Annotated in this window: 18 protein-coding genes; 7 read left to right on the top strand and 11 right to left on the bottom strand. The window is 60.8% G+C overall.

The window, feature by feature from the left end:
* Positions 1–1,956, top strand: coding sequence for a tyrosine-protein kinase domain-containing protein (locus BLS26_RS30945; protein ID WP_092516267.1), 1,956 nt, complete (start codon positions 1–3; stop codon positions 1,954–1,956).
* 7 nt (positions 1,957–1,963) lie between these two features.
* Positions 1,964–4,096, top strand: coding sequence for a polysaccharide biosynthesis C-terminal domain-containing protein (locus BLS26_RS30940; RefSeq protein ID WP_092516266.1), 2,133 nt, complete (start codon positions 1,964–1,966; stop codon positions 4,094–4,096).
* A gap of 312 nt (positions 4,097–4,408) precedes the next feature.
* Here BLS26_RS30940 and BLS26_RS30935 read toward each other — a convergent pair whose 3' ends face one another.
* Positions 4,409–5,593 carry an acyltransferase gene (locus BLS26_RS30935; protein WP_092516265.1) on the bottom strand — a complete coding sequence of 395 codons (1,185 nt, stop codon included), beginning with the start codon at positions 5,591–5,593 and terminating at the stop codon, positions 4,409–4,411.
* A gap of 57 nt (positions 5,594–5,650) precedes the next feature.
* Positions 5,651–6,181 (bottom strand): DsrE family protein, encoded by a 531-nt coding sequence (locus tag BLS26_RS30930; protein ID WP_092516264.1) that lies wholly within the window; start codon positions 6,179–6,181, stop codon positions 5,651–5,653.
* A 515-nt stretch (positions 6,182–6,696) separates the two neighbouring features.
* On the opposite strand from BLS26_RS30930, the gene BLS26_RS30925 reads away from it, so the two are divergent.
* From BLS26_RS30925 to BLS26_RS30915, 3 genes are read left to right on the top strand one after another with little or no spacing between them, the layout of a single operon-like run.
* The gene (locus BLS26_RS30925; protein WP_157676631.1) at positions 6,697–8,790 is read left to right on the top strand and encodes a hypothetical protein; all 2,094 of its coding nucleotides are present in this window, start codon (positions 6,697–6,699) and stop codon (positions 8,788–8,790) included.
* Positions 8,791–8,846: 56 nt separating this feature from the next.
* Entirely contained in the window at positions 8,847–9,872 is a 1,026-nt protein-coding gene (locus BLS26_RS30920) for a TAXI family TRAP transporter solute-binding subunit (RefSeq protein WP_092516262.1), read from the top strand.
* Positions 9,869–10,483 carry a type VI secretion system-associated protein TagO gene (locus tag BLS26_RS30915; protein WP_157676630.1) on the top strand — a complete coding sequence of 205 codons (615 nt, stop codon included), beginning with the start codon at positions 9,869–9,871 and terminating at the stop codon, positions 10,481–10,483. Before BLS26_RS30920 ends, BLS26_RS30915 begins: the two co-directional genes overlap by 4 nt.
* 40 nt (positions 10,484–10,523) lie before the next feature.
* On the opposite strand, the gene BLS26_RS30910 is transcribed toward BLS26_RS30915, so the two are convergent.
* Positions 10,524–11,003: an HlyD family efflux transporter periplasmic adaptor subunit gene (locus BLS26_RS30910; protein WP_244541738.1), complete on the bottom strand. Its 480-nt coding sequence runs from the start codon at positions 11,001–11,003 to the stop codon at positions 10,524–10,526.
* Between the two features lie 368 nt (positions 11,004–11,371).
* Between BLS26_RS30910 and BLS26_RS30905 the strand changes: the two genes are divergently transcribed.
* Positions 11,372–12,712 carry an MFS transporter gene (locus BLS26_RS30905; RefSeq protein WP_371361050.1) on the top strand — a complete coding sequence of 447 codons (1,341 nt, stop codon included), beginning with the start codon at positions 11,372–11,374 and terminating at the stop codon, positions 12,710–12,712.
* A 117-nt stretch (positions 12,713–12,829) separates the two neighbouring features.
* Here BLS26_RS30905 and BLS26_RS30900 read toward each other — a convergent pair whose 3' ends face one another.
* The 6 genes from BLS26_RS30900 to BLS26_RS30875 all read right to left on the bottom strand — a co-directional run bounded on the left by BLS26_RS30900 (position 12,830) and on the right by BLS26_RS30875 (position 19,078).
* Positions 12,830–13,606 carry an SDR family oxidoreductase gene (locus BLS26_RS30900; protein ID WP_092516259.1) on the bottom strand — a complete coding sequence of 259 codons (777 nt, stop codon included), beginning with the start codon at positions 13,604–13,606 and terminating at the stop codon, positions 12,830–12,832.
* Positions 13,607–13,644: 38 nt separating this feature from the next.
* Positions 13,645–14,847 carry a CaiB/BaiF CoA-transferase family protein gene (locus tag BLS26_RS30895; protein ID WP_092516258.1) on the bottom strand — a complete coding sequence of 401 codons (1,203 nt, stop codon included), beginning with the start codon at positions 14,845–14,847 and terminating at the stop codon, positions 13,645–13,647.
* Between the two features lie 59 nt (positions 14,848–14,906).
* Entirely contained in the window at positions 14,907–15,869 is a 963-nt protein-coding gene (locus BLS26_RS30890) for a 3-hydroxyacyl-CoA dehydrogenase NAD-binding domain-containing protein (RefSeq protein WP_092516257.1), read from the bottom strand.
* A gap of 9 nt (positions 15,870–15,878) precedes the next feature.
* The gene (locus tag BLS26_RS30885; RefSeq protein ID WP_092518802.1) at positions 15,879–16,643 is read right to left on the bottom strand and encodes an acetoacetate decarboxylase; all 765 of its coding nucleotides are present in this window, start codon (positions 16,641–16,643) and stop codon (positions 15,879–15,881) included.
* A 227-nt stretch (positions 16,644–16,870) separates the two neighbouring features.
* Positions 16,871–17,293, bottom strand: a complete 423-nt coding sequence (locus BLS26_RS30880) for a phasin family protein (RefSeq protein ID WP_092516256.1) — start codon at positions 17,291–17,293, stop codon at positions 16,871–16,873.
* Between the two features lie 138 nt (positions 17,294–17,431).
* The gene (locus BLS26_RS30875) at positions 17,432–19,078 is read right to left on the bottom strand and encodes a fatty acid--CoA ligase (protein ID WP_092516255.1); all 1,647 of its coding nucleotides are present in this window, start codon (positions 19,076–19,078) and stop codon (positions 17,432–17,434) included.
* A gap of 497 nt (positions 19,079–19,575) precedes the next feature.
* On the opposite strand from BLS26_RS30875, the gene BLS26_RS30870 reads away from it, so the two are divergent.
* A complete protein-coding gene (locus tag BLS26_RS30870; protein WP_157676629.1) occupies positions 19,576–20,154 on the top strand; it encodes a TetR/AcrR family transcriptional regulator in 579 nt (192 codons plus the stop codon).
* Positions 20,155–20,313: 159 nt separating this feature from the next.
* Here BLS26_RS30870 and BLS26_RS30865 read toward each other — a convergent pair whose 3' ends face one another.
* Complete coding sequence (locus BLS26_RS30865; protein ID WP_027538924.1) at positions 20,314–20,691, bottom strand: carboxymuconolactone decarboxylase family protein; 378 nt, start codon at positions 20,689–20,691, stop codon at positions 20,314–20,316.
* Positions 20,692–20,733: 42 nt separating this feature from the next.
* Positions 20,734–22,077, bottom strand: coding sequence for an MmgE/PrpD family protein (locus tag BLS26_RS30860; protein ID WP_092516253.1), 1,344 nt, complete (start codon positions 22,075–22,077; stop codon positions 20,734–20,736).
* Positions 22,078–22,116 lie beyond the last annotated feature (39 nt).

Here is a 22,116-nt window from a genome sequence, read left to right as displayed (position 1 = left end):
ATGACGATCATGGAAGCGTTGGCAGGCAAACGAATTCGACCGCTGACCGCTCTTTCGCCGGACCTGGCACAGAACGAACAGGGGCTGCGCCTGACCGAACAATCTCTGGCATCACACGACAGCTTGCAGACGTGGAAGCAGATGCTGGATAGCGTGCGGAAATACCGGCAATTCATCGTCAGGACAACTGTCGTTGGCGCCGCGCTCGCCGGCCTGGCGGGCCTGCTCATGCAACCGTCCTACATGGCGACGGCACAGCTAACGGTAGACGTCCGGCAATTGGGCGCAGCCGATGCTTCCGGCGCCGCCAGCACGACCGCCGCACCTTCACCCGGCGCGGAAGAGTCCGTTATCGATACGCACGTCACAGTACTGCTGTCCGACGCCTACCTACGACGGCTTCTCCCGGCGCTTCGCGCGCTCGACGATGCGCGGCCCGCCGCCAGAGCGGGATCGCGATCCTGGACGCAAGGTCTGCGCGCGGGTCTTGGCAACACTTGGTCCGCGACCAAGAGGTTGATGATCGGCGAACCAGATCCCGGTGAGGCACTGGCCTCGCTAAAGCGCGGTCTGAAGGTTGGCCAGGAACGTCGCTCCAAGATCATCAGCGTTACCTTTGTGGCACCCGATCCGCAGCGGGCGGCGGATGTCGCCAATATCGTTGCAAAATCGTATGTCGACGAGCTCGTCCGCCAAAGACAGGGAGATACGGAGCAAGTCCTGAATTCGCTTGCGACGCAATCTGCGAGGATTCAGCAGGACCTGGCAACGGCGGAAGAGCAATTGAACGCCTCCCGTATTAGCCCGGCGTCCGCGTCGCGAGACTCCGCGCTGGAATGGCGGGTGACGACCCTGGCGCAGCAATTCGAAACGCTGCTGCGACGGCAGGAGCAAACCGCGAAGAGCATGATCGTGCAACCAGACGTCAGTCTTCTCGCCGCGGCTTCGCCGCCCGACGGATCTGCCTCGTTGCACCCGTTGCTTATCGTTCCGCCGGCCGCGATCGCCTTGGCTCTGTTGGCATGTTTCCTCGCAGTCGTGTTCAATCGTTTCGATCGAACCCTGCACACGGAAATTGAGGCCGCTGACGTTCTGCACATTCCGTGCGCCGGATTGCTTCCCGCGATTCCTCCGGGACCGACTGAACCGCCTCAATATGTTCTGGAACAACCCGCGAGCCCCTATTCGAGAACGATCCGCTCGATCCTCGTGTCCATACTGGCCTCTGACTCGGTCCTTTCGCGATCACAGCGAATTGTACTTGTGAGCTCCAGTGTCGGCGGAGAGGGAAAGACTACACTTGCGTGGAGCCTGGGTTTGTACGCCGCGCGACTCGGATGGCGCACGCTACTCCTGGACTTCGGTCAAATTCGCCGCCGCCCCGGAGACAAGAGCGCCGATCTGCTCAGCGTGCTGTCGCACGGCCGCCCACTTGCGGACGCGGTCCAACATATCCAGGAATCCGGGATTGACTACCTCCCGGCAGTTTCATCCGACGGAAGCCAGTTGCTACTCCTCGCAAATTCCAAGGTTTCTCCGTTACTCCGCCAGTTGAGCGAAATCTATGACTTTGTGATCATCGATGGACCCTCGCTGCAAGAAAGTCCGGAAGCAAGACTTCTGACCGGCTGGGCCGACCACGTTCTGTTCGCGGTTCATTGCGGAAGCACCAGTCGGGAGATGGCGCAGGCCGCACTGCATCAGCTCGCGCAGACGGAGCATTTCAATCCCGGCCGGACGACACGGTTCTCGTCAGTCTTGACCCGTGCAGAGCCGTCACAACCCGCCGGTCCGGGCTGGCACATCAAGCTGCTGCTCATTCCCCAGCTTCTGGCCACGCTCTACCAGCGCTCAAGAGCAGCGATCACCTGGTGGACGCAGCCCAGAGCCGCAAACGACAGGATCCGCGCCGCACAGGTCAAACCGGCACGCCGCAGTTGGTTCGCGCGCCATTGAGGATCGCATGATTATCGAGTCATTCGGGCCGCCGGGCGCAGGTAAAACGACATTCAGTCGAGCGCTCGCTCAGCGTCTGCGTGACCGTGGATATACAGTCGATCTCGTACTTACGCTACCGCATCCTGACAGCAATTTGCTCAACAGCGGCGGATTCGTTTCAGCGCTGCTGCGCATAGCCCACGCGGCCTTCCTCACCGTGGGGATCTTGTGCCGCCCCTTCGCAAATGCCCGCGCGCTGCGCCTTGCACGGGACCTGCTCCGGCTGATGCCGCCCAAGAATCCAATTTGGTGGATCAGACTGAGCCAGTACATCATGCGGCTTTCCTGTGTATGGCAGGATTCGCACAAGCGAGATCACATCGTCCTCTTCGACCAGGGTTTCGTACAAGCCATTTGCACTTTGGCACTTTTCAGCCGGGCAGACGAGAAAGCGATCGCGCACGCAATGGGCATGAGGAACCAACCGGACCTGCTGATCCGATTTGATGCTCCAAAAGAGCTGCTGGAACAGCGCCTCCACGAGCGAATACACGCGAAGCCTTTCGCGGAGAAATGGTTCGAACCGGATGTACCTACATTTCTCAGGGCGAAGCCAATTACGGATTACGTCGGTTCGCTGCTGGCGGCCGAAGACAAGCAGATGATCTGCGTCAATTCGCTTGATCCGGGCCTTATGCTCAAGGCTCTCGACCTTGTCGAAGCGGAAGTCTCCACCAGGTTCAGCGGCTGCGGAAGGAGCCGCCCGACCTCCACCGAGTTCACGCAAGCTCCGGCAGCGCCCGAAACAAGCAGAACTGCCACTACTCAACCCCAATCTGAGCTGACCGAGCGCCTCGCCAGCGCCAGCCTGTGGTCTTTCCTTGTCTACGTTGCCGGTGCCGGGCTGACATGCCTGGCCCAACTCATAATTGCCCGCACGATTGGAGCGGCGAACTATGGTATCTACTCGTACGTTTTGGCTTGGATAACGCTTCTCGGCTATGTCGCTACACTTGGATTCAACACCGTTCTGCTGCGATTCGTACCGGCCTATAGTGCGAAGGAACAATGGTCGTTGATGCGCGGGGTCATCCAATACGCGTTCGGTCGATCGCTACTGGTCGGGATCGCAATTACCCTCTTCGGAATCACGATCGTATCGTCGCTGGCGTCACATTTTCAGCACGAGATGACGGTCAGCCTGTCGATAGGCATGGCAACCATCCCGTTGATCGTGCTGTACGTGCTGGGCTCCGCCACGCTGCGCGCGCTTGGCGGGATCATTTCGGCAATTGCTCCCGAGCGCCTCGTTCGCGACAGCGTTACCATCGCGCTTGTCCTGCTCGCCGCGACGCTCAGCACCACGTCGATCGGCGCCACGACGGTACTGATGGCCCTGATGGCAGGTTCTGCTGTCACGGCCGGCATGGTCGGGCTGAGCTTGCGTAACCTTTGGCCGCCGCAACTGCAGTCCGCTGAACCAGCCTACGCTCCCGAGCAATGGTGGCACCTCGCTGTCCCGGTCATGGTAATGATAGGGGTTGAAGTCCTCATGAGCCGCGCCGGCGTATTGCTCCTGGGTTGGATCGGCGACACCCAAGCCGCCGGCATTTTCGCCTTGGGTTTGAATTTGGCCCTCGTTCTCGTTCTCCCCCGGATGGCAGTGGGAACGTTCTTTTCGCCGAATGTCTCCAGGCTCCACGCGCACCAGAATGGCGCAGCGCTTCAAAGTCTGTTTGCTCGAGCAACGGTCCTGTCGCTGGCTGGAACGATCGCGCTTGCCCTGCCGCTCCTGTTGCTGACGGAGCCGTTGCTGCGGATTTTTGGAGAGGAGTTCGTTGCAACCGTTCCAATTGCCCAGATTCTCGTCGTCGGACAGATCTTCGCCGCCGCAACTGGTCCGCAACAGAACCTCTTGACGATGACGGGACACGAACGGGCAGCAGCAACGATCATGGTGATCGGAGCGACCATCAACATCGCCGGATGCGCGATCGGCATTGCCGTTTTCGGAGCAATAGGCGCGGCCGTGGCGACGGCCGCGACGAACGTGATTTGGAACACGGCAATGGCAATCTACATCTACAAGCGCGTAAACGTGACTGCCGGCCTGCTCTTTGCGGTTGTGGAATTCCGTAGGCCCGCAGCCGTCAAATAGGCCGGGAATGAGGCGCGACCCAATCCCCGCTTGCCAATCACTGGAACCTTGTTCCTTTGCAATCGGCGCGGGTTGCCAGCACATCTTGGGTGGGACTCGCTGTTTTCGCAGCTGGACGTCATTCCGATTGCCGGCGGCCATTTTGATCTCGTTGTCGACCCGCACCTGTCCGTCACCTGCCGGTCATCGAGCGCGCCATCGTGTCGTCGTGTTCGTGCGTTTGACAACTGCCTGCGCTATCGAACTTGGGCTATCTCGCGATAACTATTGTTCTGCGGGTGTTGGTTCAATCGGATTTGCTTCGGCTTTTCTCTAACGGTCAGCTCCACCACGTGCCGAGTGAGCGGCGGCGGATGCAGCCACAAAGGCGGGACGTACTGGAGGGCTGTCCTCTCCACCGCCGCCTAGAAGGCGTCGCGTATAACGCGTCAACGGCTTTTCAAAGCAGCGGTAACTAATGAGGCCTACGCCGAGGGAGGCCACCAGCGCCACCACGACAAAGGCCAATGGACCAAGATGCTCCGACAATCCGGTTTGCCAGAAGAATACTCGCGTCGCTCGGATTACAAACGGATGAAGCAGATAAAGGGCGAAGGACGCATCGCCGGCTGCGACGCCCCACTTCGCGAGCAGGCTAACTCGCCCCGACCCGCTTGAGGTGAGCGCCGCCGCCCCGACAATGAGGGCAGCGGGAAGACCGAAGATGAGCAGGCGCGGGAGTTCCCCGGCGCCTTTTGGAAACGCTGCAACGAGCAACAGCGCGGCAAGGCCTGTCGCCGCGAGCCCCGCTCGGGCCAAGCTACCGAGCCGTATGCCAGAAACGCACATGAGCCCGATCATGATGCCGAAGCCGAACTCGAGAAGGATCGGATTGGTCCAGAATGCGAAAGGCTCGGGTAGAGGCGCCGCAAGCTGACCAACGATCACCAATGCCGCCAAAACCGCAAGCAAGGCAGCCGACGCCCAGCGCAAAGGCAGCACGATTGCTGCCGCAAACAGTACATAGAAGAGCATTTCATAGTTGAGGGTCCAGCCGAGTTCATAAACGGGTTGGACGACGCCATTGGGCCGAGCAGCCGGAACGAACAAGTAGGACGCGGCGACAAACCAGGGCTCCATGTAGCTCTGATTGAGGAGGCTCGGCGCGAGAAGTCCCATTCCGACGTAGACTGTGATCGTCGCCCAGTAGAGCGGCACAATTCTAGCGATCCGGCGGGTGAGAAAGAGCCGGGCGCCGCCCGGTTTCGCGAACAACCGCTGCGACGCGTGCACCATGATCAGACCCGAGATAACGAAGAAGATATCGACTCCCGCGCTCCATGGAATGGGGTTCCAGGCCTGGAACGAATGGCCGTTCCGCAATTGCAAGGTTTCGGCGTCCCACTGGGCGTGGTGTAACGCAATGGCCCCGGCGGCGAGCGCGCGCAGAACCTGGACTTGCACCAACGTGGCAGGCTGCGGCGGCTGGTTACGCGCGGTTCCGAACATCGACGCCATCGTTGGCTCCGTTTTTTCGCCTAGCGGTACGTCCTGCCAGGCTATGCGCCCGATGGATCACGGTCGCAGGTAGCTCCAGCCTCGCTCCTGCAGCTCCATGAGCCGGACTACGCCGGATTTGGTGAGATTCGCCTGCGAGATGAGCGGAATCTCTTTCGCCTCAACCTTTGTCATATTCTCGCGGGTATTCCCGCATGCTGAAAAGGTGAGCTCCGGCATGGTTTCGCTCATGGACTGGATACGCGCTTTGACGGGAGACGTGTCGTCGCGCAGCATGTGCAATCCGGGTCCAAACGCGACCACTTCGATCTCAACCTTTTGGCCCATCTCGCGGTAATGCTGAGCGGTGTTGGCCACGTTATTGAGCGCGAGATTCATGATTGCGGGGTCATTGACGTCAACCTGCACCGCAAGCCGATGTGGGTGCGTGCGGGGAACGCCGGCGGTCATCTTGGCATTGGCATTGATTTTGGAAGCATTGATTTTGGAATTTGCCCCGATTTGCGCGGAACCGCTGGTTTCGGCGCTCAGCACCAACGTGAACCCTACGGCGGCGGCGCCTGCAAAGACGACGAGTGATCTGTTCATGTTGTTTCCTTGAATCTGCGGGGACGTGGCGGCTCAAGTATGCGCCACAGCGTAGTCATGCGCGAATATTCGGGTCAAGAATGGTTCAACAAAAGCGGGCGCGATCTACTTAATTGCCGGGATCGGCGCATCTACCTCGTTGTGACTACCTCCATTGCGATATCGACAAACGGCCGACGACGGCTGTGTCATGAACAATCATGCATAAACGCTGGTCTGAGATTTCATGATGGAGCCACAAGCAATTGAGACCGCATCGTAGGAACAGAGACCTTGTCCCACCGACCGCTACCCGTTGGGTAACGCGGCAAGGCGCTCCGTTTCAAAGCGAGAGCTCCTCGAATAGTCGTTCCTCAACAGATCGGCGGGCGCGGCCACACGCTGTTGATGGGGCAGGCGTGACCGGCAAAGCCGCCGCGCGCTCATCTGCCGCCGTGGGAGCCTGCATTCTATGGTTCTTCGCTGGAACCGTGAAGGATGGACTATGCGGTGAAAGCACAGTCCGGACGCAGGCCTTGGCTGCACCGACTGAAACGGGACTCAAACTTGCTGCGCCCTACGCCATCCAAAACGAATTCCCGCTGGCCTTGCGGGTCGCCGAGACAATCGCCCTCGATCGGCAGATTTTGGAACGCGGCGGTGAGACGATCGACAGTCTCGCTGGTCGGCTTACCCTCATTCAACGCTCGGATGCAGCGCAAGACACCCCTGTGCACGCCGCTCCGGCCCCGGAGCGAAAACAGGCCCTGGCACGGCAGGCGGAACGAGACAAAGCGGACGCCGTTGCACGTACGCTTGCCTCGACCCTCCGGGCTCAGCTCGACGCGGTGCCGTCAAGCGTCGAAACGGTGAGGATCAAGCAAGCCCAGGCGCTTGCCCCAGAGCGCGGTCGGACAGACCCCCTTGCGCGCGAAGTTGCGGCCCTCCGGGCGGAACTCGACACGGCGCGAATGGTCGGCAAGGAAGCCGTCCAGGCTATCGAGGTCGGGATCAGGCAGACACATGCGCTCGAACAGGAGCGAGACAAATCGAGCAACCTTGCGCATGAACTCGCCCTCGTCCGGGCGGAACTCAACGTGGCGCTGCTTTCGGTTTCGAAAGCCATTCAAGCCCCCGACGAGGAGATTAAACAAGCGCAGGCGATCGAACGGGAGCGCGGCAGGGCCGAGACACTCGCGCGTGAACTTGCGGCTGTTCGAGCGGAACTGGATACGGCCCGAGCCGCAGCTTCGGACTCGGTGCACCGCCCCTCCGCGGCAGAGGACGAGCAAAAGCAGATGCTCGAAAGCGAACGCGACAAGGCAGCGACGCTCGCGCGTGAACTTGCGGCTCTCCGGGCCGAACTCGATACGGCCCGAGCTGCAGCTTCGGACTCCGCGCACCGCCCCTCTGCGGCAGAGGTCGAGCAAAAGCAGATGCTCGACCGCGAGCGCGACAAGACAGCGACGCTCGCGCGTGAACTTGCGGCTCTCCGGGCGGAACTCGATACGGCCCGAGCTGCAGCTTCGGAATCCTTGCACCGTCCCTCTGCGGCAGAGGTCGAGCAAAAGCAGATGCTCGACCGCGAGCGCGACAAGACAGCGACGCTCGCGCGTGAACTTGCGGCTCTCCGGGCGGAACTCGATACGGCGCGCAACGCAGCCGCAGACGCCGCGAAAACCGCCGCGGCGGGCGCCAAGCAGAAGCTCGCACTCGAACAGGAGCTCAAACAGCAGCGCGACGGAGCAGAAGCCCTTGCGCGCCAACTAACCTCCCTACGGGCAGAACTCGACACCAACCGCGCGGCGCTGTCCGAGGCCACGCGGATCGCTGAGGCCGCGAAGATCGAACAAGCGCCGGTATCTACTAAGGTCAGCGAGCTTGCCTCGGCCCGGAAGCAGGCCGAGGAGTGCTCCACACGTCTCGCCGCCGCGTACGCGGAGATCTTGCAGGCGACGGAGACAGGCCGGGTCATCGCAGCGGAGCAGAAACAGGCTCTCGTCAAAGAAAGCGATCGGGCTGCCGCCCTTACCCACGAGCTGGCCGCCGTCAGGACTGAACTCGAGGCGCGAGACCGGCAATTCGCCGCCCTGAATGCGCCCCGAGCGTCCCTCTCACACGAGCCAACCGTCGGGTACGCTCGCGGAGCCACGTCCACTTCGCAGACGACCGAGGGAATCAGCCGCTTGCCGCAATGGGCTTCTGTCCAAGCCACGACTTTCCACTCGGGAAGCTCGTCCACACCGGATTTTTCGGCCCCCGACGCGCGGTCGAGCTCTCGTGCATCCGCGCGAGATCCGAATCCGAAGGTCACTCCGGAGTCAGAGAAGCCTGCGCAGGGGACCGGCGCTTCCCACTCACTTGTAGACGAACAGAGGTTGCTTGCCCGCGCAAACGCGCTGCTTCGGCAAGCCGACATTAGCGGCGCTCGCCAGTTGCTCGAGCTTGCCCTTCAGCGCGGCAGCGCACGAGCCGCCCTTATGCTTGCCGAGACCTACGACACCCGCGTGCTGCAGTCGTGGGGCGCACGCGGAATCCCCGGTGATCTTACGAGGGCGCGCGAACTGTATGAGAGGGCTCAGGCGGGCGGCATCGAAGACGCGAAGGAGCGGATCAACGCGCTGAAATAGCCATCAGCCCGACGGCACGCTAACCGAAACCAGTCAGCCAGGGAATGGAGACACGGATGTCGCACGTAAAGCTCCTATATACCATAGCATTGGCGCTACTCGGCGTTCAGCTCAGCGCCAACGCTCAATCTGCCCCGCGACACCCGACGCCAGCGGCGGCGGCGACGGCGAGACCGGCCGACACGGCTGCGAAAGAACGCATCAATGCATGGACTGTCGGTCTCGCCGGCGGGTTCATCGAAGGCGCTCCGCTGCGTCTCGCGGCAGAGATTGCCCGCGTCGTCAATGAAGAGGACAAGCTCCACGTCATCCCGATCGTGACGCAGGGCGCAACCGAAAATGTCAATTCCCTGCTCTATCTCAAGGGTGTTGATGCAGCGATCATCAACACGGATGCTCTCGAAGAGTACAAGGCTCAGGTCCCGCTTATCGAACGGCGCATTGTCTATATTATGAGCCTCTTTCCGTCCGAACTGCACATCTTCGTTCGCCCGGAGATCAAGACGCTTGACGACCTGAGGGGCAAAAAGGTCAATTTCAATACGCAAGGTACGGCAGCCGCCTATTCCGGTCCGCTGATCTTCAGCCGGCTGGGCCTGGATGTGGAAAAGATGTTCATTCCGCACCAGGTCGCCTTGGAACAAATGAAGCGCGGAGACGTTTCGGCCGTCGTGTTCGTGACGTCGAAGCCGGTGGACGCCTTTCTGAAAGGACGCTGGGATCCCGGATTCAAGTTCCTTCCCGTCGAATACAGCGCCAAATTCGAGGACTATTACCTTCCGTCATCCATCGAACCGAAGGACTATCCGAGCCTGGTAAAAACGGGCGAGCGGGTTGCGACGATCGCGGTTCCCACCATCCTTGCGGCGTATAATTGGCCGCAGGAGTCCGACCGGTATCGGCGCGTCGCGCGCCTCGTAGATCACCTGTTCAGTCGCCTTGACCGACTGCAGTCCCCCGGATTCGATCCGAAGTGGAAGGAGGTAAACCTGCGCGCCAACGTGCCTGGTCTCGGCCGGTTCCAGCCAGCGCAGGAATGGCTCGATCGCCCGCAAGGCGGAACAGCGGGGCTGTCACGATGAAGGCCATGGGCGCTCTCGCTGCGGCCCTGCTCTCAAGCCAGGCGATGTGCGCTCAAGCCGGCGACACCGTCGATCGCCTGAAGGGATGCGCGCAGTTTGAAGGCATGGACCGATTGAAATGCGTCGATGAGCTCCTGGGAGAGATGGCCGAGCCACTCGATTCCTCACCGTCCCAAGGTCCGAACTGGATCATCAGCGAGACGACGTCGCCGGTAGACTATCGGCCGCAGATCGCGGCGCAGACAACAGCACGCACGTCGTCGCAAGATGCCCCCTCCTCGTTCGCCATCCATTGTCGCGCCTCTCGCACGGAGCTGATAATTTCGACAACGGGCTCCTGGAAGCAGATCCCGGATGGTGAGGTGAAAGTGGTCTACCGGATCAACGAGGATCCGCCTGTTGAACAGCGCTGGAGAACCGCAGAAGCGGGGAGAAGCCTTGTCTTTCCGGGCGATGTTGTTCGCTTGCTGCGTTCGATGCCGGATAGCGGCCGGATTCTCGTAAAAGTATACGCTGGCAACGGTCAGCCGTACGAAAGTACGTTTCAACTGGCCGGGCTGGATTCCGTCCGGCGGAGGATCGCGACGGCGTGCAACTGGCCCCGACCCTGACCGACGCGTATGACGCCGCCTCGCCGCTCCCGTTAGGGACTTAATCTTCCCGCATGCCGCGCCGTATCGCATCCGTCATCGGCTGGGTCAGATACGCAAGAACGGTGCGTTCGCCGGTCGCGATCAGGACGTCGGCCACCATTCCCGGCTTGAGCTTTTCCCGCATTTTTTCCGGAAATTTCGTCACTTGCACCGAAACCTTGACTTCATAATAGGGCTGATGCGTGGCCTCATCGCGCTGCGCGTCCGCCGCGATCGAAAGAACCTCGCCGACCGCGATCGGTGTGGTGCGCGCCTTGAACGAGGGCAGCCGCACTTCCGTGGGCAGGCCGACTTGTATGTGGTTGATGTCAAGCGAGGAAACTTTTGCCGCGACCACGAGGACGTCGTTGTCCGGCACGATCTCCATCAAGACGTCGCCCGGTCTGATGACGGCACCGACCGTATGAACTTTCAGATTTACGATCCGTCCGGAGCGAGGTGCGCGCACCTCCATTCGGCCGAGAACGTCGACGGCCACGCGCAGCTCCACCGCGCGTGTTGCTAAACAATCAAGCGACTGATAGATTAGTCATGGTCTTTTGAAGCTGGCATGGCCGTTTGGCCTTGGTTCTTGCCCGAAAGTCGATCACGATGCCGACGGCGTGCCCGAGGGTACTCAAAGGATCCGGAGCCGTGCGCACGGCGCGACCGGCCACGATCCCGAACGGCCCTCGTCCAACATTTCAGATTTTTATTATGCGCAATGTCAGCCGCCACGGTTGTCGCGGCGCACCCGGCGTCAAGGAGTAAGACAGCACACACGTTCCAACTCGGAGCAAAAAGACTCCGTGGGAATCACATGAGGGGAGTAAACAAATGGCTATCCATGCAACCAGCGTCGGTACAATTCCTTCCGCTGAAAAGGAGCCGATCGCCGTCACCAAGCTGTTCTCAAAGATCAGCTGGCGGATTCTTCCTTTCCTGATGCTTTGCTACGTCATCGCGTTTCTCGATCGCATCAACATCGGCTATGCCCAGCTTCAGATGAAGCAGACGCTGACCTTCAGCGATGCGACCTACGGCTTCGGCGCCGGGATATTCTTCATCGGTTACTTCCTGTTCGAAGTTCCAAGCAACCTGCTGCTCGAGCGCATCGGGGTTCGCAAGACCCTGCTGCGAATCATGTTTACCTGGGGAATTGTCGCGACCGCGATGGCGTTTGTGCAGACGCCGGTGCAATTTTATGTCGCACGGTTCCTGCTTGGCGTGCTTGAAGCCGGCTTCTTCCCCGGCATCATCCTTTATCTGACGTACTGGTATCCTTCGGCCCGCCGAGGGCAGATCATCGCGATGTTCCTGGCTGCGACGGCAATCGCGAGTGTCATCGCCGGTCCCCTTTCCGGAGCAACGCTGAAGTACCTGAACGGGTTCGAAGGCTTTCATGGCTGGCAATGGCTTTTCATCTCCCAGGGGATCCCCGCGACGATCCTCGGCGTTCTCGCGTATCTGTATCTCGAGGACAAACCTGAAGATGCCCGCTGGCTGACTGCCGAGGAGAAATCCGCCCTGCGTTTCCAGCTCGACCACGACCACAAAGATGTCGAATCCGCCCACCACAGCGGCTTCGTCCAGATGCTGGGAGATCCGAAGGTCTACGGACTGGCGTTCACCTATTTCCTGCTGCTCGGCGCGACATACACGATGGTGTTCTGGATCCCCTCCTTGATCAAAAGCTGGGGCGTCGCCGACCTGTTCCACGTCGGCCTGCTTGCCGCTTTGCCGCAGATAGCGGGCATCATCGCCACGATTCTGATAGGTCGGCATTCGGACAAGCACAGGGAGCGGCGCTGGCACTACGCCACATGCGTGGGAATTGCCGCGCTGGGTCTTTTGCTGACGACATTCTCGCAGGGCGAGTTGGTCCTCTCCATCGCAGGCCTGACGCTCGCCGGCGTCGGCATCGTTTCAGCGACGCCGCTGTTCTTCACAACGATCACCGAGTATCTCTCCAAGGCAAGCGCCGCCGGCGGCATCGCGCTCATCAGCAGCCTGGGCAATCTCGGACCGGCGGCGGCTCCCTCCGTCACCGGGCTTATCACCGCGAACACGGGAAGCCCGCTCTACAGCACCTATCTTGTGGTGGGTGCCTATCTGCTGTCCGGCCTGCTGTTGCTCCTGATCGTGCATCCGGCAAACCCGAACGAGGTCCTGAACGAACCCGCCGTCGAGACCGGATTGGCGTCTTAAGGCAGACATCTGACGGTTCAAGGCCCAAAAGACGGCGCCGCATCATGCGGCGTCGGTTTTTTTGGAGGAGGGTCTTGAAGTCCGTACTCGCTCAAGTGCCGCCTTGCGGCAGGAGCCTCAGGCCGTCGTGGCCAAACCACCGTCGACTGGAATGACCGCACCGCAGACGAAGCCACTGGCCTTCGAGGCAAGGTAGATGGCGATGCCCGCGAGATCGTCCGCATGTCCCATGCGCTTCATGGGAGCGTCATCGACGACCTCCTTCGCGCCATGCTCATCGATCGCATCCGTCATTTTAGACGGGAAGTAACCCGGCGCGATCGCATTGACCGCAATGTGCTTTGGCGCGAGGAACTTTGCCATGATGCGCGTCAGGTGGTTCACGCCTGCTTTCGACGCGGCATACGAGTAGGCCTCGAGGTGCGACGTCCTGATGCCCTCAATCGAGCCGATATTGATCACCCGCGAATAGGAATTCGCCGATCCCGCCGCTTCCAGCAGGTCAAGCAGACTCTGGGTCAGGAAGAACACCGACTTCACGTTGAGGTCCATGACCTTGTCCCACCCGTTTTCGGGGAACTCGGCGAAGGTCGCGCCCCAGCTCGCGCCGGCATTATTGACCAGAATGTCGAGCTTCTTCTCTCGCTTGTGAAGCTCGCTGGACAGCCGCGCGATCTCTTCCATCCGAGACAGGTCCGCCGGGATCGCGATACATTCACCAATCTGCGACAGCTCCTTTGCAAGCGCCTCGCAGGCATCGGCGCGCCGCGCGGTGATATAGACCTTGGCGCCGTTTTCGACGTAGGCGCGGGCGATCATTTCGCCGAGGCCTCGACTTCCACCGGTGACCAGGGCGACTTTCCCTCGCACCGAGAACAGCTCTTCGATTTTCATGCGTCGCTCCTGATGAACCGAAAGTACGTTGTCGTTACTCAGCCGATGGCGCCGGCGGCGCGCATTTGGGCGATCGTCGCCGCATCGAAGCCCGCTTCCTTGAGCACCTCATCGCTGTGCTCGCCCACCGAAGGCGGCATCCTTGGTTGCACCTTGTCTGCGCCGCGCAGCGCAATCGGGCTATTGATCGTCCTGGTTTCGCTGCCGGCGAAGGGAATGAGAATGTCGTTATCGAGGAGCTGCTGGTCCGACGGAATATCCTCCGGTGTCGCCACAACGTCGAACACGATCCCCCTTTGCGTCAGGCGCTTGCGCAGTTCAGGGCGATCGAATTTCGCGAATTCCTTGTCGAGCAACGCGATCAATTCGTGAGATCGCGTCAATCGATCCGCCTTCTTGGCAAAGCGCGGGTCATCGATCAGGTCCTCGCGATCGAGACATTTCATGAACTCCGGCCACTGCTTTTCTTCATTCAGAATGGTCAGGATCAGCCAGCGGCCGTCACGGCACTTGTAGTAGTTCGTCAGCGCGTTGAACGCGACCTCGCGTGCCGGACGATCGGTGAACGTCGCACCGCACAATGCTGCCTGCGCGTTGTAGCCGTTGGCCCAGAGCCCGTTCGCCACCAGCGACGACGTGACCTCGGTGCCCTTGCCGGTGGTCTGCCGCTGATAGAGCGCCATCACGATGCCGGAAAAAAGCGTGAACCCCGCCGAGTGATCGCCCATGCCGTTCGCGGGACGCACCGGCACCGATTCAGACGACGCGCGAACAGTATCCATCAGGCCGGACCGCGCCCACCATGCCGTGACATCGAAGCCTGGCTTGGTCGCCTCGGCACCGTTTTCGCCATAGCCGGAGAACGACGCGTAGATGAGCCTATCGTTCAGCGCCGACAGCGCTTCGTAACCGATGCCAAGCTTTTTGCGTACGGCGGCCGGATAGTTGGTGATGAAGACATCGGCTTGCGAGGCGAGACGCTGGACCGCGGTCCTGCCCTCGGGCTTCCCCATATCGACCGCGAGGCTGCGTTTGTTGCGCGAGCCGAGCATCCAGGCATAGTTCTGGTCGCTCTTCGGGTGGCCGGGAAGTTTCGTGAGATGCCGGTAAGGATCCCCTGCCCCCGGCGGCTCGATCTTGACGACATCGGCGCCGAAGTCCGACAGAACCGTGGCTGCCGCCGGCGCCGCGATGAAGCTACCGCAATCGATCACCTTCAAGCCTTCGAACAAAAGTCCCATCTCGCTCCTCCCGTTGGTCGCGCTCTGTTCCGGCCTGGATGATCCGATTGCGACGTCGATTATTTGCCTGCCTTGACCGCCTTGAGCGCACGGATGATCGCCAGTTGCTTGGCGTCGCGTTCACTTTCGAGCTGCTCTGGTGGCTGCGCGGCGAAAGAAGCCTCAGCCTGCGCGATGATCTTGTCCTGCGCGGCCTCATCCAGATTGACCGACGCCATGTTCTTCCAGGCCTCGTTGAGACCCGGGCCGAACTGCTTGAAGAAGGATTTGAAACCACCCGCCCCGCCGCCGAGATGGAACGAGCGGAATGGACCGTCCGCCGCCCAGCGCAAGCCGATCGAACTTGTCACGATATCGTCGAGCTCATCGACTTTGACGACACCCTGAATGACCAGGTAGCAGCATTCCCGGAAGATCGCCCGTTGCAGGCGGTTCGCAACGAAGCCGGGCATTTCCTTGCGCACGACGCGTGGCACCTTGCCGAGCGCCGCGTAGAACGCGACCGCGTCATCCACCGCCTCCGGGCTCGTCTTCTCGCCGGGAACCACCTCAACCAACGGAATCAAATGGGGCGGGTTGAAGGGATGCCCCACCAGCAGCCGCTCGGGCCGGGACATCTTGAGCGCCTGCTCCGTCGCGGTCTTGGCGGAGCTCGACGACAGCATCAGTGCGTGCTCTCCCACGACCCTGCCGATGCGTGCCCATAGATCCTGTTTGAACTCGATCCGCTCCGGTCCGTTTTCCTGAACGAGATCGGCGCCTGTCACCGAGCGTTCGAGATCGGCCTCGAAGCTCAGCCTCTTTTCCAGATTGTCCGTCGGCAGCCCGAGCTCCGCGAGCGTCGACAGATTGTTGCGAATATAGTCGCGGACGATGGTCTCGACGTCCGGGCGCGGATCGTTGACGACTACCGAAAGCCCGTGCGCGAGAAAGAGCGCCGTCCACGACGCGCCGATAACGCCGGCGCCGATCACGGTAACTTTCGAATACCGATTCAGAATATCCTGCTGCGCTGTGGCCATGATATCAGCCTATTTCCTTGCACTGGCCGAAGGCGCGCTGTCGGTGAGATAGTCGTAGATGACAGTCGCCGGCGAAAGCGTGAGGTCCGTCAGGATGTGCGTGGCCGAAATGATCTCGCGGACCGGAAGATCAGCAAGCGGCGCCAGCACATGCTCGAACAGTTGCAGGCGGGCCGGCCCCCGCCATGCGCCCTTCACGGAGATGTTGGTAATCTCGGTGCGGACCAGTTCGCAAATGCGCGGGCGTTTTTCGTAGCTCGGAAGAATTTTAAGCATGAACGTGGGAACGCAGATCTCCTGCCGCGCTTTTTCCAGATCCATCGGCTTGTGCTTGTAGCCCATCGTCGCGCGGGCGACGCTGAGCGTACCGTAATCCAGCGTTCCGACCAAGGTATCGGAATCGACGAACAGTTTTGCCGAACCGAGCTTCTTCGGGAAAGCACTGAGCTCGCGGCCCGCGGCAATTGCCGGCAGGTTGTCGAGATACATCCCGATAATGTATTCGCCGACCTCCTCCTTATGCCGCACGACCGCGGCCTGCCCGCACTCGACATATGAACCATAGCCGGTGGTGTCGGGCATGTTCATCACTTCGAAGCGCACCAGCGGTTCGTCGACCTCAAGCGGCTCGGGCACTTGCTTGACGAGGGCCTCCCGATCCGTCCGGTAGGTGATGTTCAGATATTCGCGCGATGTGAAGCGATGCGGGCCTGGAACAAACGCCGGAGCTCCGGTCGGCGTTGTGTACTGCTTGAGCACATCCTCTTTTTTCATCTTGACGCTCACCCTTGAGTTAGACGTTTCAGCGTTCGATATCGGCGACAGCCTCGCAACATATTCGCGGCCTTCCGCTCCCACCGCCAGTACGGACCTTTGGGCCCGTCACTGCAAGCCGGATCACCGCCAAGGAACTTGCCCCGGGGACGCGCCGCGCCAATATTCTCCCGCGTTGCAGCAGAGCCTGTCGGTGCCGCCTCCCACACAAGGCAAGTGTCCGCGTATCAGGCCTTCATGGACTCGATGGCCGCCCGCGCTTCGGCAAAGCTCTCGCGCATCCGGTCCAGAATGATCTTGGGCGCTTCGCTGCTCGATTTCTGGACCAGTTCGGCGACGTCCCTGGTATTCCTGACTGTCGCTTCGAACATGCGCTTGGCCAATTCAGCCTGCTTAGCCATGACTTCCTGAGGAGAACCGCCCGGCTTGAAGTCGGCGATCATTTGCCGGGCCTCGCGCCCCACCTCAGCCAGGATTTCCTGTTGCTTTGCGAAAACCGCACGGCCTCCCTCCGACAACGTGGCCGCTGACTTCTGCATCGCCTCGATATTGTTGCGGTGGATGTCGAGAAACGGCTGGTAATCGACCTTCGGCAAATTGATCTGCTTTGCCATATCGGCGAACATATCCATCACGGTCTTGTCGGCCATTTCTTCCTCCCTGTTGATTTGTGCGTGGAGCTGCGTGGCGTCGCCCACGTCGTTGTTTGTCTCGCATCATAGTCGGGCCGGCTTCGATTAATCAATCAAACGATCCAACCAGCCGCGAAACGCAATTTATTGCTTCGGCTAACCGTCCCCGTATTTGGCGCGCAACACCTTCTTGTCGATCTTGCCGACGCTCGTCTTGTCGAGCGCGTCGACAAACATGATCCTGTCCGGAATGGCAAAACGCGAGATCACGCCCTTGTCGACATAGGTTTTGACGTGCTTCTGCACGGTGGCATTGTCTACAGTGCCCACCTGCCGGGCGACCAGGATCGCGAGCGGGCGCTCGCCCCATTTGGCATCCGCCACGCCGATGATCGCGGCCTCGCTCAGGTTCGGCATCTGGAGCAGGATGTCCTCCAGCTCGATCGATGAGATCCACTCGCCACCGGTCTTGATCACATCCTTGATCCGGTCGGTGATCTGGACGACGCCCTGCGCGGTCATGGTGCCGATGTCGCCGGTGTGAAGGTAGCCGCCCTCCCAGAGCTTTTCCGAAGACGCCGGATTGTTGAGGTATCCCATCGTCAGCCACGGCGCGCGGACGATGATTTCCCCAGGCGTGCGGCCGTCGTGAGCCACGTCTTTCATCTCGGCATCCACGATGCGGAGATCGACCAGTGGCACCGGTGTTCCGGTCTTGGTGCGAAGCTCGGCCTCTGCGTCAAGGTCACCGGTGAGCTCATGCTCCCTGAGTTGCGCAATCGTCAGGATGGGGCCGGATTCCGACATGCCGTAGCCGGCAAAGATGTCGATGCCGCGCTGCATCGCGGCCTTGGCGAGCGCTTTGGTCAGCGCCGCACCGCCGATCACCATTTTCAGCCTGGAAAGATCTACGTCCTTGCTGTTGGGCGCCGACAGCAGCATTTGCAGGATCGTCGGAACGCAATGGCTAAACGTCACCCCCTCGGTCTTGATCAAGTTCAAGAGAAGTTCGGGTTGATACCGGCCGGGATAGACTTGCTTTACGCCCGCTGCGGTCGCGGCATAGGGCAATCCCCAGCCGTGGACGTGAAACATCGGCGTGATCGGCATGTACACGTCTTCGCGATGAAATCGCCCTTGCCTGCCCGGTGAGCCGAACCCGACCAGATCGATCAGCGTGTGAAGCACAAGCTGACGATGGCTGAAGTAGACACCCTTGGGCGCGCCCGTGGTTCCCGTGGTGTAAAACATCGTCGCGCGCGTGTTCTCGTCGAAATCCTCGAACGTGAAATCGGGTGAACTCTTTGCCAGCATCTCCTCGTAATGACCGGCAGTCTTGATCAGGCTATTCGGAAACACGCCGTCATCGGACATCAGAATGATGCCTTCGACGGATTCAAGTTGCCCCTGCAGTTGCTCGATCAGCGGAAGGAACTCGACGTTCACCAGCAGCAGCTTGGGACGGGCGTGATTGAGCGTGAACAAGACCTGCTCGGGCGACAGTCGTATATTGACGGTTTGAAGCGTGGCGCCGAGCATCGGGATTGCAAAATAGGATTCCAGGTAGCGGTGGCTATCCCAGTCCAGTACGCCCACGACATCGCCGCGGCGGATACCCTTCGAAGTGAGACCGCTCGCAAGGCGCCCGATCCGTTCGCGCAGATCGCGGTAGGTGTAGCGGCCGAGATCGCGGTAGACGATCTCCTGATCGGCCGACTGCGTCATCGGCGCGTGAAGCAGGTGTTTGATCAGCAACGGATACTTGTAGGCCGACGGCGTATGCTCGATCAGGAAATCAGACATTGATTTCTCCCTGGGGCTGGAAGACGTCGGCGCCCTATCTCGGCGGAATAATTTCGCCTGCCTTTGCCTGCTTGGCCGTCTTCTGCCCGACGGCTGTCGAAAGCAGCTAGACCGGTGCAATTTCTTATTCTATCGTTCGCTTGGTTGAATAGAAAGTCAAGCCGAATTCAAGACCGGAAATTGCGGGCTTGCGCCGTCCTGCGCGTATTGATGCACGGCACTGATGCCTGTGAACCGGTGCCAACGCGAAGTTCGGCAAGCTGGCTAAAACGAACGCTTTGCCAATCGGTCGCTTGATCGATTCTCGACAATCCTGTTCTAAAAGTGTAGAGATCGGCGATCCATTGAAATGGTTTCTGCGGACCCCGCCGAGGCGAGCGGAAGCCAGAAGCTTGCCAAGTCTCATGTTGCAGCCGGTTCTTCATCATTGACGGACTGAGAAGAAAATGACGAAGCCCTTGGGGCGCGCGAAGGCTCGAACGAAAAAGCCAAAATCCTTGCGAAAAGGGCCCGACCGCCGCCGGCAGATCCTTGCCGCAGCGTCCGAACTGTTTGCGCGGAACGGATTTGAAGGCACGTCGATCCGCGATATCGCGGCTGCGTCGGGAGTTCTTTCCGGTTCGCTGTACTATCACTTCCCGTCCAAGGAAGACCTGCTCTTCACGGTGCATCAGGAAAGCCTTACGGCGATGCGCCAGGAGGTCGAGACCGCCATTGCCGGAATCAACGAGCCCTGGAGGCGACTCGACGAGGCCATCGTTGCGCACTGCCGGATATTGTTAGGTGGCAGCGTCACTCGCGCGATCCTGACGCCGCCACGCTACTACAATCTCAAGGGTGTCCGAAAACTCGTCCGCCAGCGCGACGAGTACGAGCAGATTTTCGCCAGCCTCATCGATGATTTGCCTCTGCGTGCCGATTGCGACCGGCATGCGTTCCGGCTGTCGATCCTTGGTGCCATGAACTGGACCGTGTTCTGGTACACCGCAGGCGGCCGCTTGAGCGTCGACGATGTCGGCCGGCAGATCGCCCTAATGGTGCGCGGCGCCGCCAACGGCGCCACGACCAAAAAATAGCGGTCGCGTTCGTTCGCAAATCGGTCTCCGGGAATGCTCGCCGCGCGGTGCCGGGTGCGATATCGACGGCGGTGACGTCCGGCAATTTAGCCAATGGCCGGCAAGCCGCCTCGCGATCTGGCCCGGTTGGCTAGGGTAGCAACGCAGCCGCCGGCTGCGTCACTTGCCCTCAACTTCGTTGAAGGCCTCGCGCGCATTCCGGAAGGCATCGATGCCGGACGGGATGCCGCAATAGACGCCGACCTGAAGCAGGATCTCCTTGATCTCGTCCTTGGTGACGCCGTTCTTGAGCGCGCCCTTGACGTGCAGTTTCAATTCATGGGGCCGCCCCAGCGCGCCGAGCATCGCCAGGTTGACGATGCTGCGGGTGCGGCGATCGAGACCCGGGCGGGTCCACAACGCGCCCCAGCAGAACTCGGTCGACCATTCCGCCATGGTGCGGGTGAATTCGTCGGCGCCGGCGATCGACTTGTTGACGTAATCCTCGCCGAGCACTTCCTTGCGGACCTTCAATCCCTTGTCGAACAATTCGCTCATCGCTTTTCCTTTCGTTTGATTGCTGCTTTCAAGAACGCGCGTTCAACCGTGCGCTCCCATCAGGTCCGAGACGTCGGTCAGTGTATCGAGATTCCAGACAGCGTCGATCACGCGTTCGGTATCCCAATCGGTGCCCCCCAGCCGCGCGCCTTCGCGCAGCTTCGCCTCGATATCGCGATCGGTCAGCGGATCGGCGAGACTGCCCTTGGCTGCCATGACGATCTCGTCGAGCGTCTCTCCTGACGCCAGGCGGATGGTGACGCGCGCGGCACCGTCGGGGAGCGATGCGTCATGCACCGCCTTGACCTTCCCACGCAGCGCGACGATGTCGGGTCGGAATACGACCGCTTCCGAAAATTCGATGACGCCGGCGGCGCCCAGCAACAGCGCGCAGGCGACGCAGTGATGAATACTGACCCGTGCGTCGCGTTCGTTGTGAACCGGCCGGTCCCCGCGCGCCAGCAGCAGCGCGGAACCCCGCACCGTGATATCAGCGATATGGTCGATGCGCCGGTCGAGTCTGTTTCGCAATTTGAAGCAGGCGTCGATCACCGAATGGAACACGATGCCCGCCGGATAGGGCTTGTAGGTATTCTTGGCGATCTCCCAGCTCTTGCCGAGACCGCCGGTCAGCTTTCCGAGATCAGGCACGTCGCCCATGGCGCGGGCCCAGCCGAGCGGGCCTTCGATCGCTTGGGGCGATGCCGAATAGCCGTTGGATGCAAGCAGCGCCGCAAACAAGCCGTTGCGGGCGGCATTGCCGACGCTGACATTCTTGGCCGCACTCGGGAGATTTTCGACGATCCCTGCCGACTGGCTCGCCGCAATTCCGATCGCGTTTGAAATCTGCGCCGCCGAAAGCCCGAGCAGTTTCGCGCAGGCTGCCGCCGCGCCGAACACGCCGCAGGTCGAGGTGATGTGCCAGCCGCGCGCATAGTGCCCGGGCGACACCGCGTTGCCGACGCGGCATTCGACCTCGACGCCGAGAATGAAAGCCGTGAGGACCGCCTGCCCCGAAAATCCCCGCGCCTGCGCCAATGCCAGCACCGGCGCGGCCACGGGTGCGGCCGGATGAATGATCGTATCCAGATGGGTATCGTCGAAATCGAGCAGGTTGGCCGAAATCGCGTTGACGAACGCCGCCGCCATCGCATCGAGCCGTTCCGGCCGGCCGATGACCGTCGAGGTCGCGGCGCCGCTGAACGGCAGCAATGTCTTCAACGCGACGACAACCGCCGGGTCGTAGGACGAGCCGAGCGCGGTCGCAAAGAAGTTCAGGATCGAACGTTTCGCTTCGTGTTCCTGTGCGGCGACATCTTCCCACACCGTGCCGGCAACGAAATCGGCAAACGTTGTGGCGGCACCTTGCGCTTCATCTTGCCGCACTGAGCGAGTTCCCCGGTCTCTTGTTTTTCCAATCTTATT

It is taken from the genome of Afipia sp. GAS231, from assembly GCF_900103365.1.
Lineage (GTDB): Bacteria > Pseudomonadota > Alphaproteobacteria > Rhizobiales > Xanthobacteraceae > Bradyrhizobium.
This window is presented reverse-complemented; position numbering and strand designations above follow the sequence as displayed.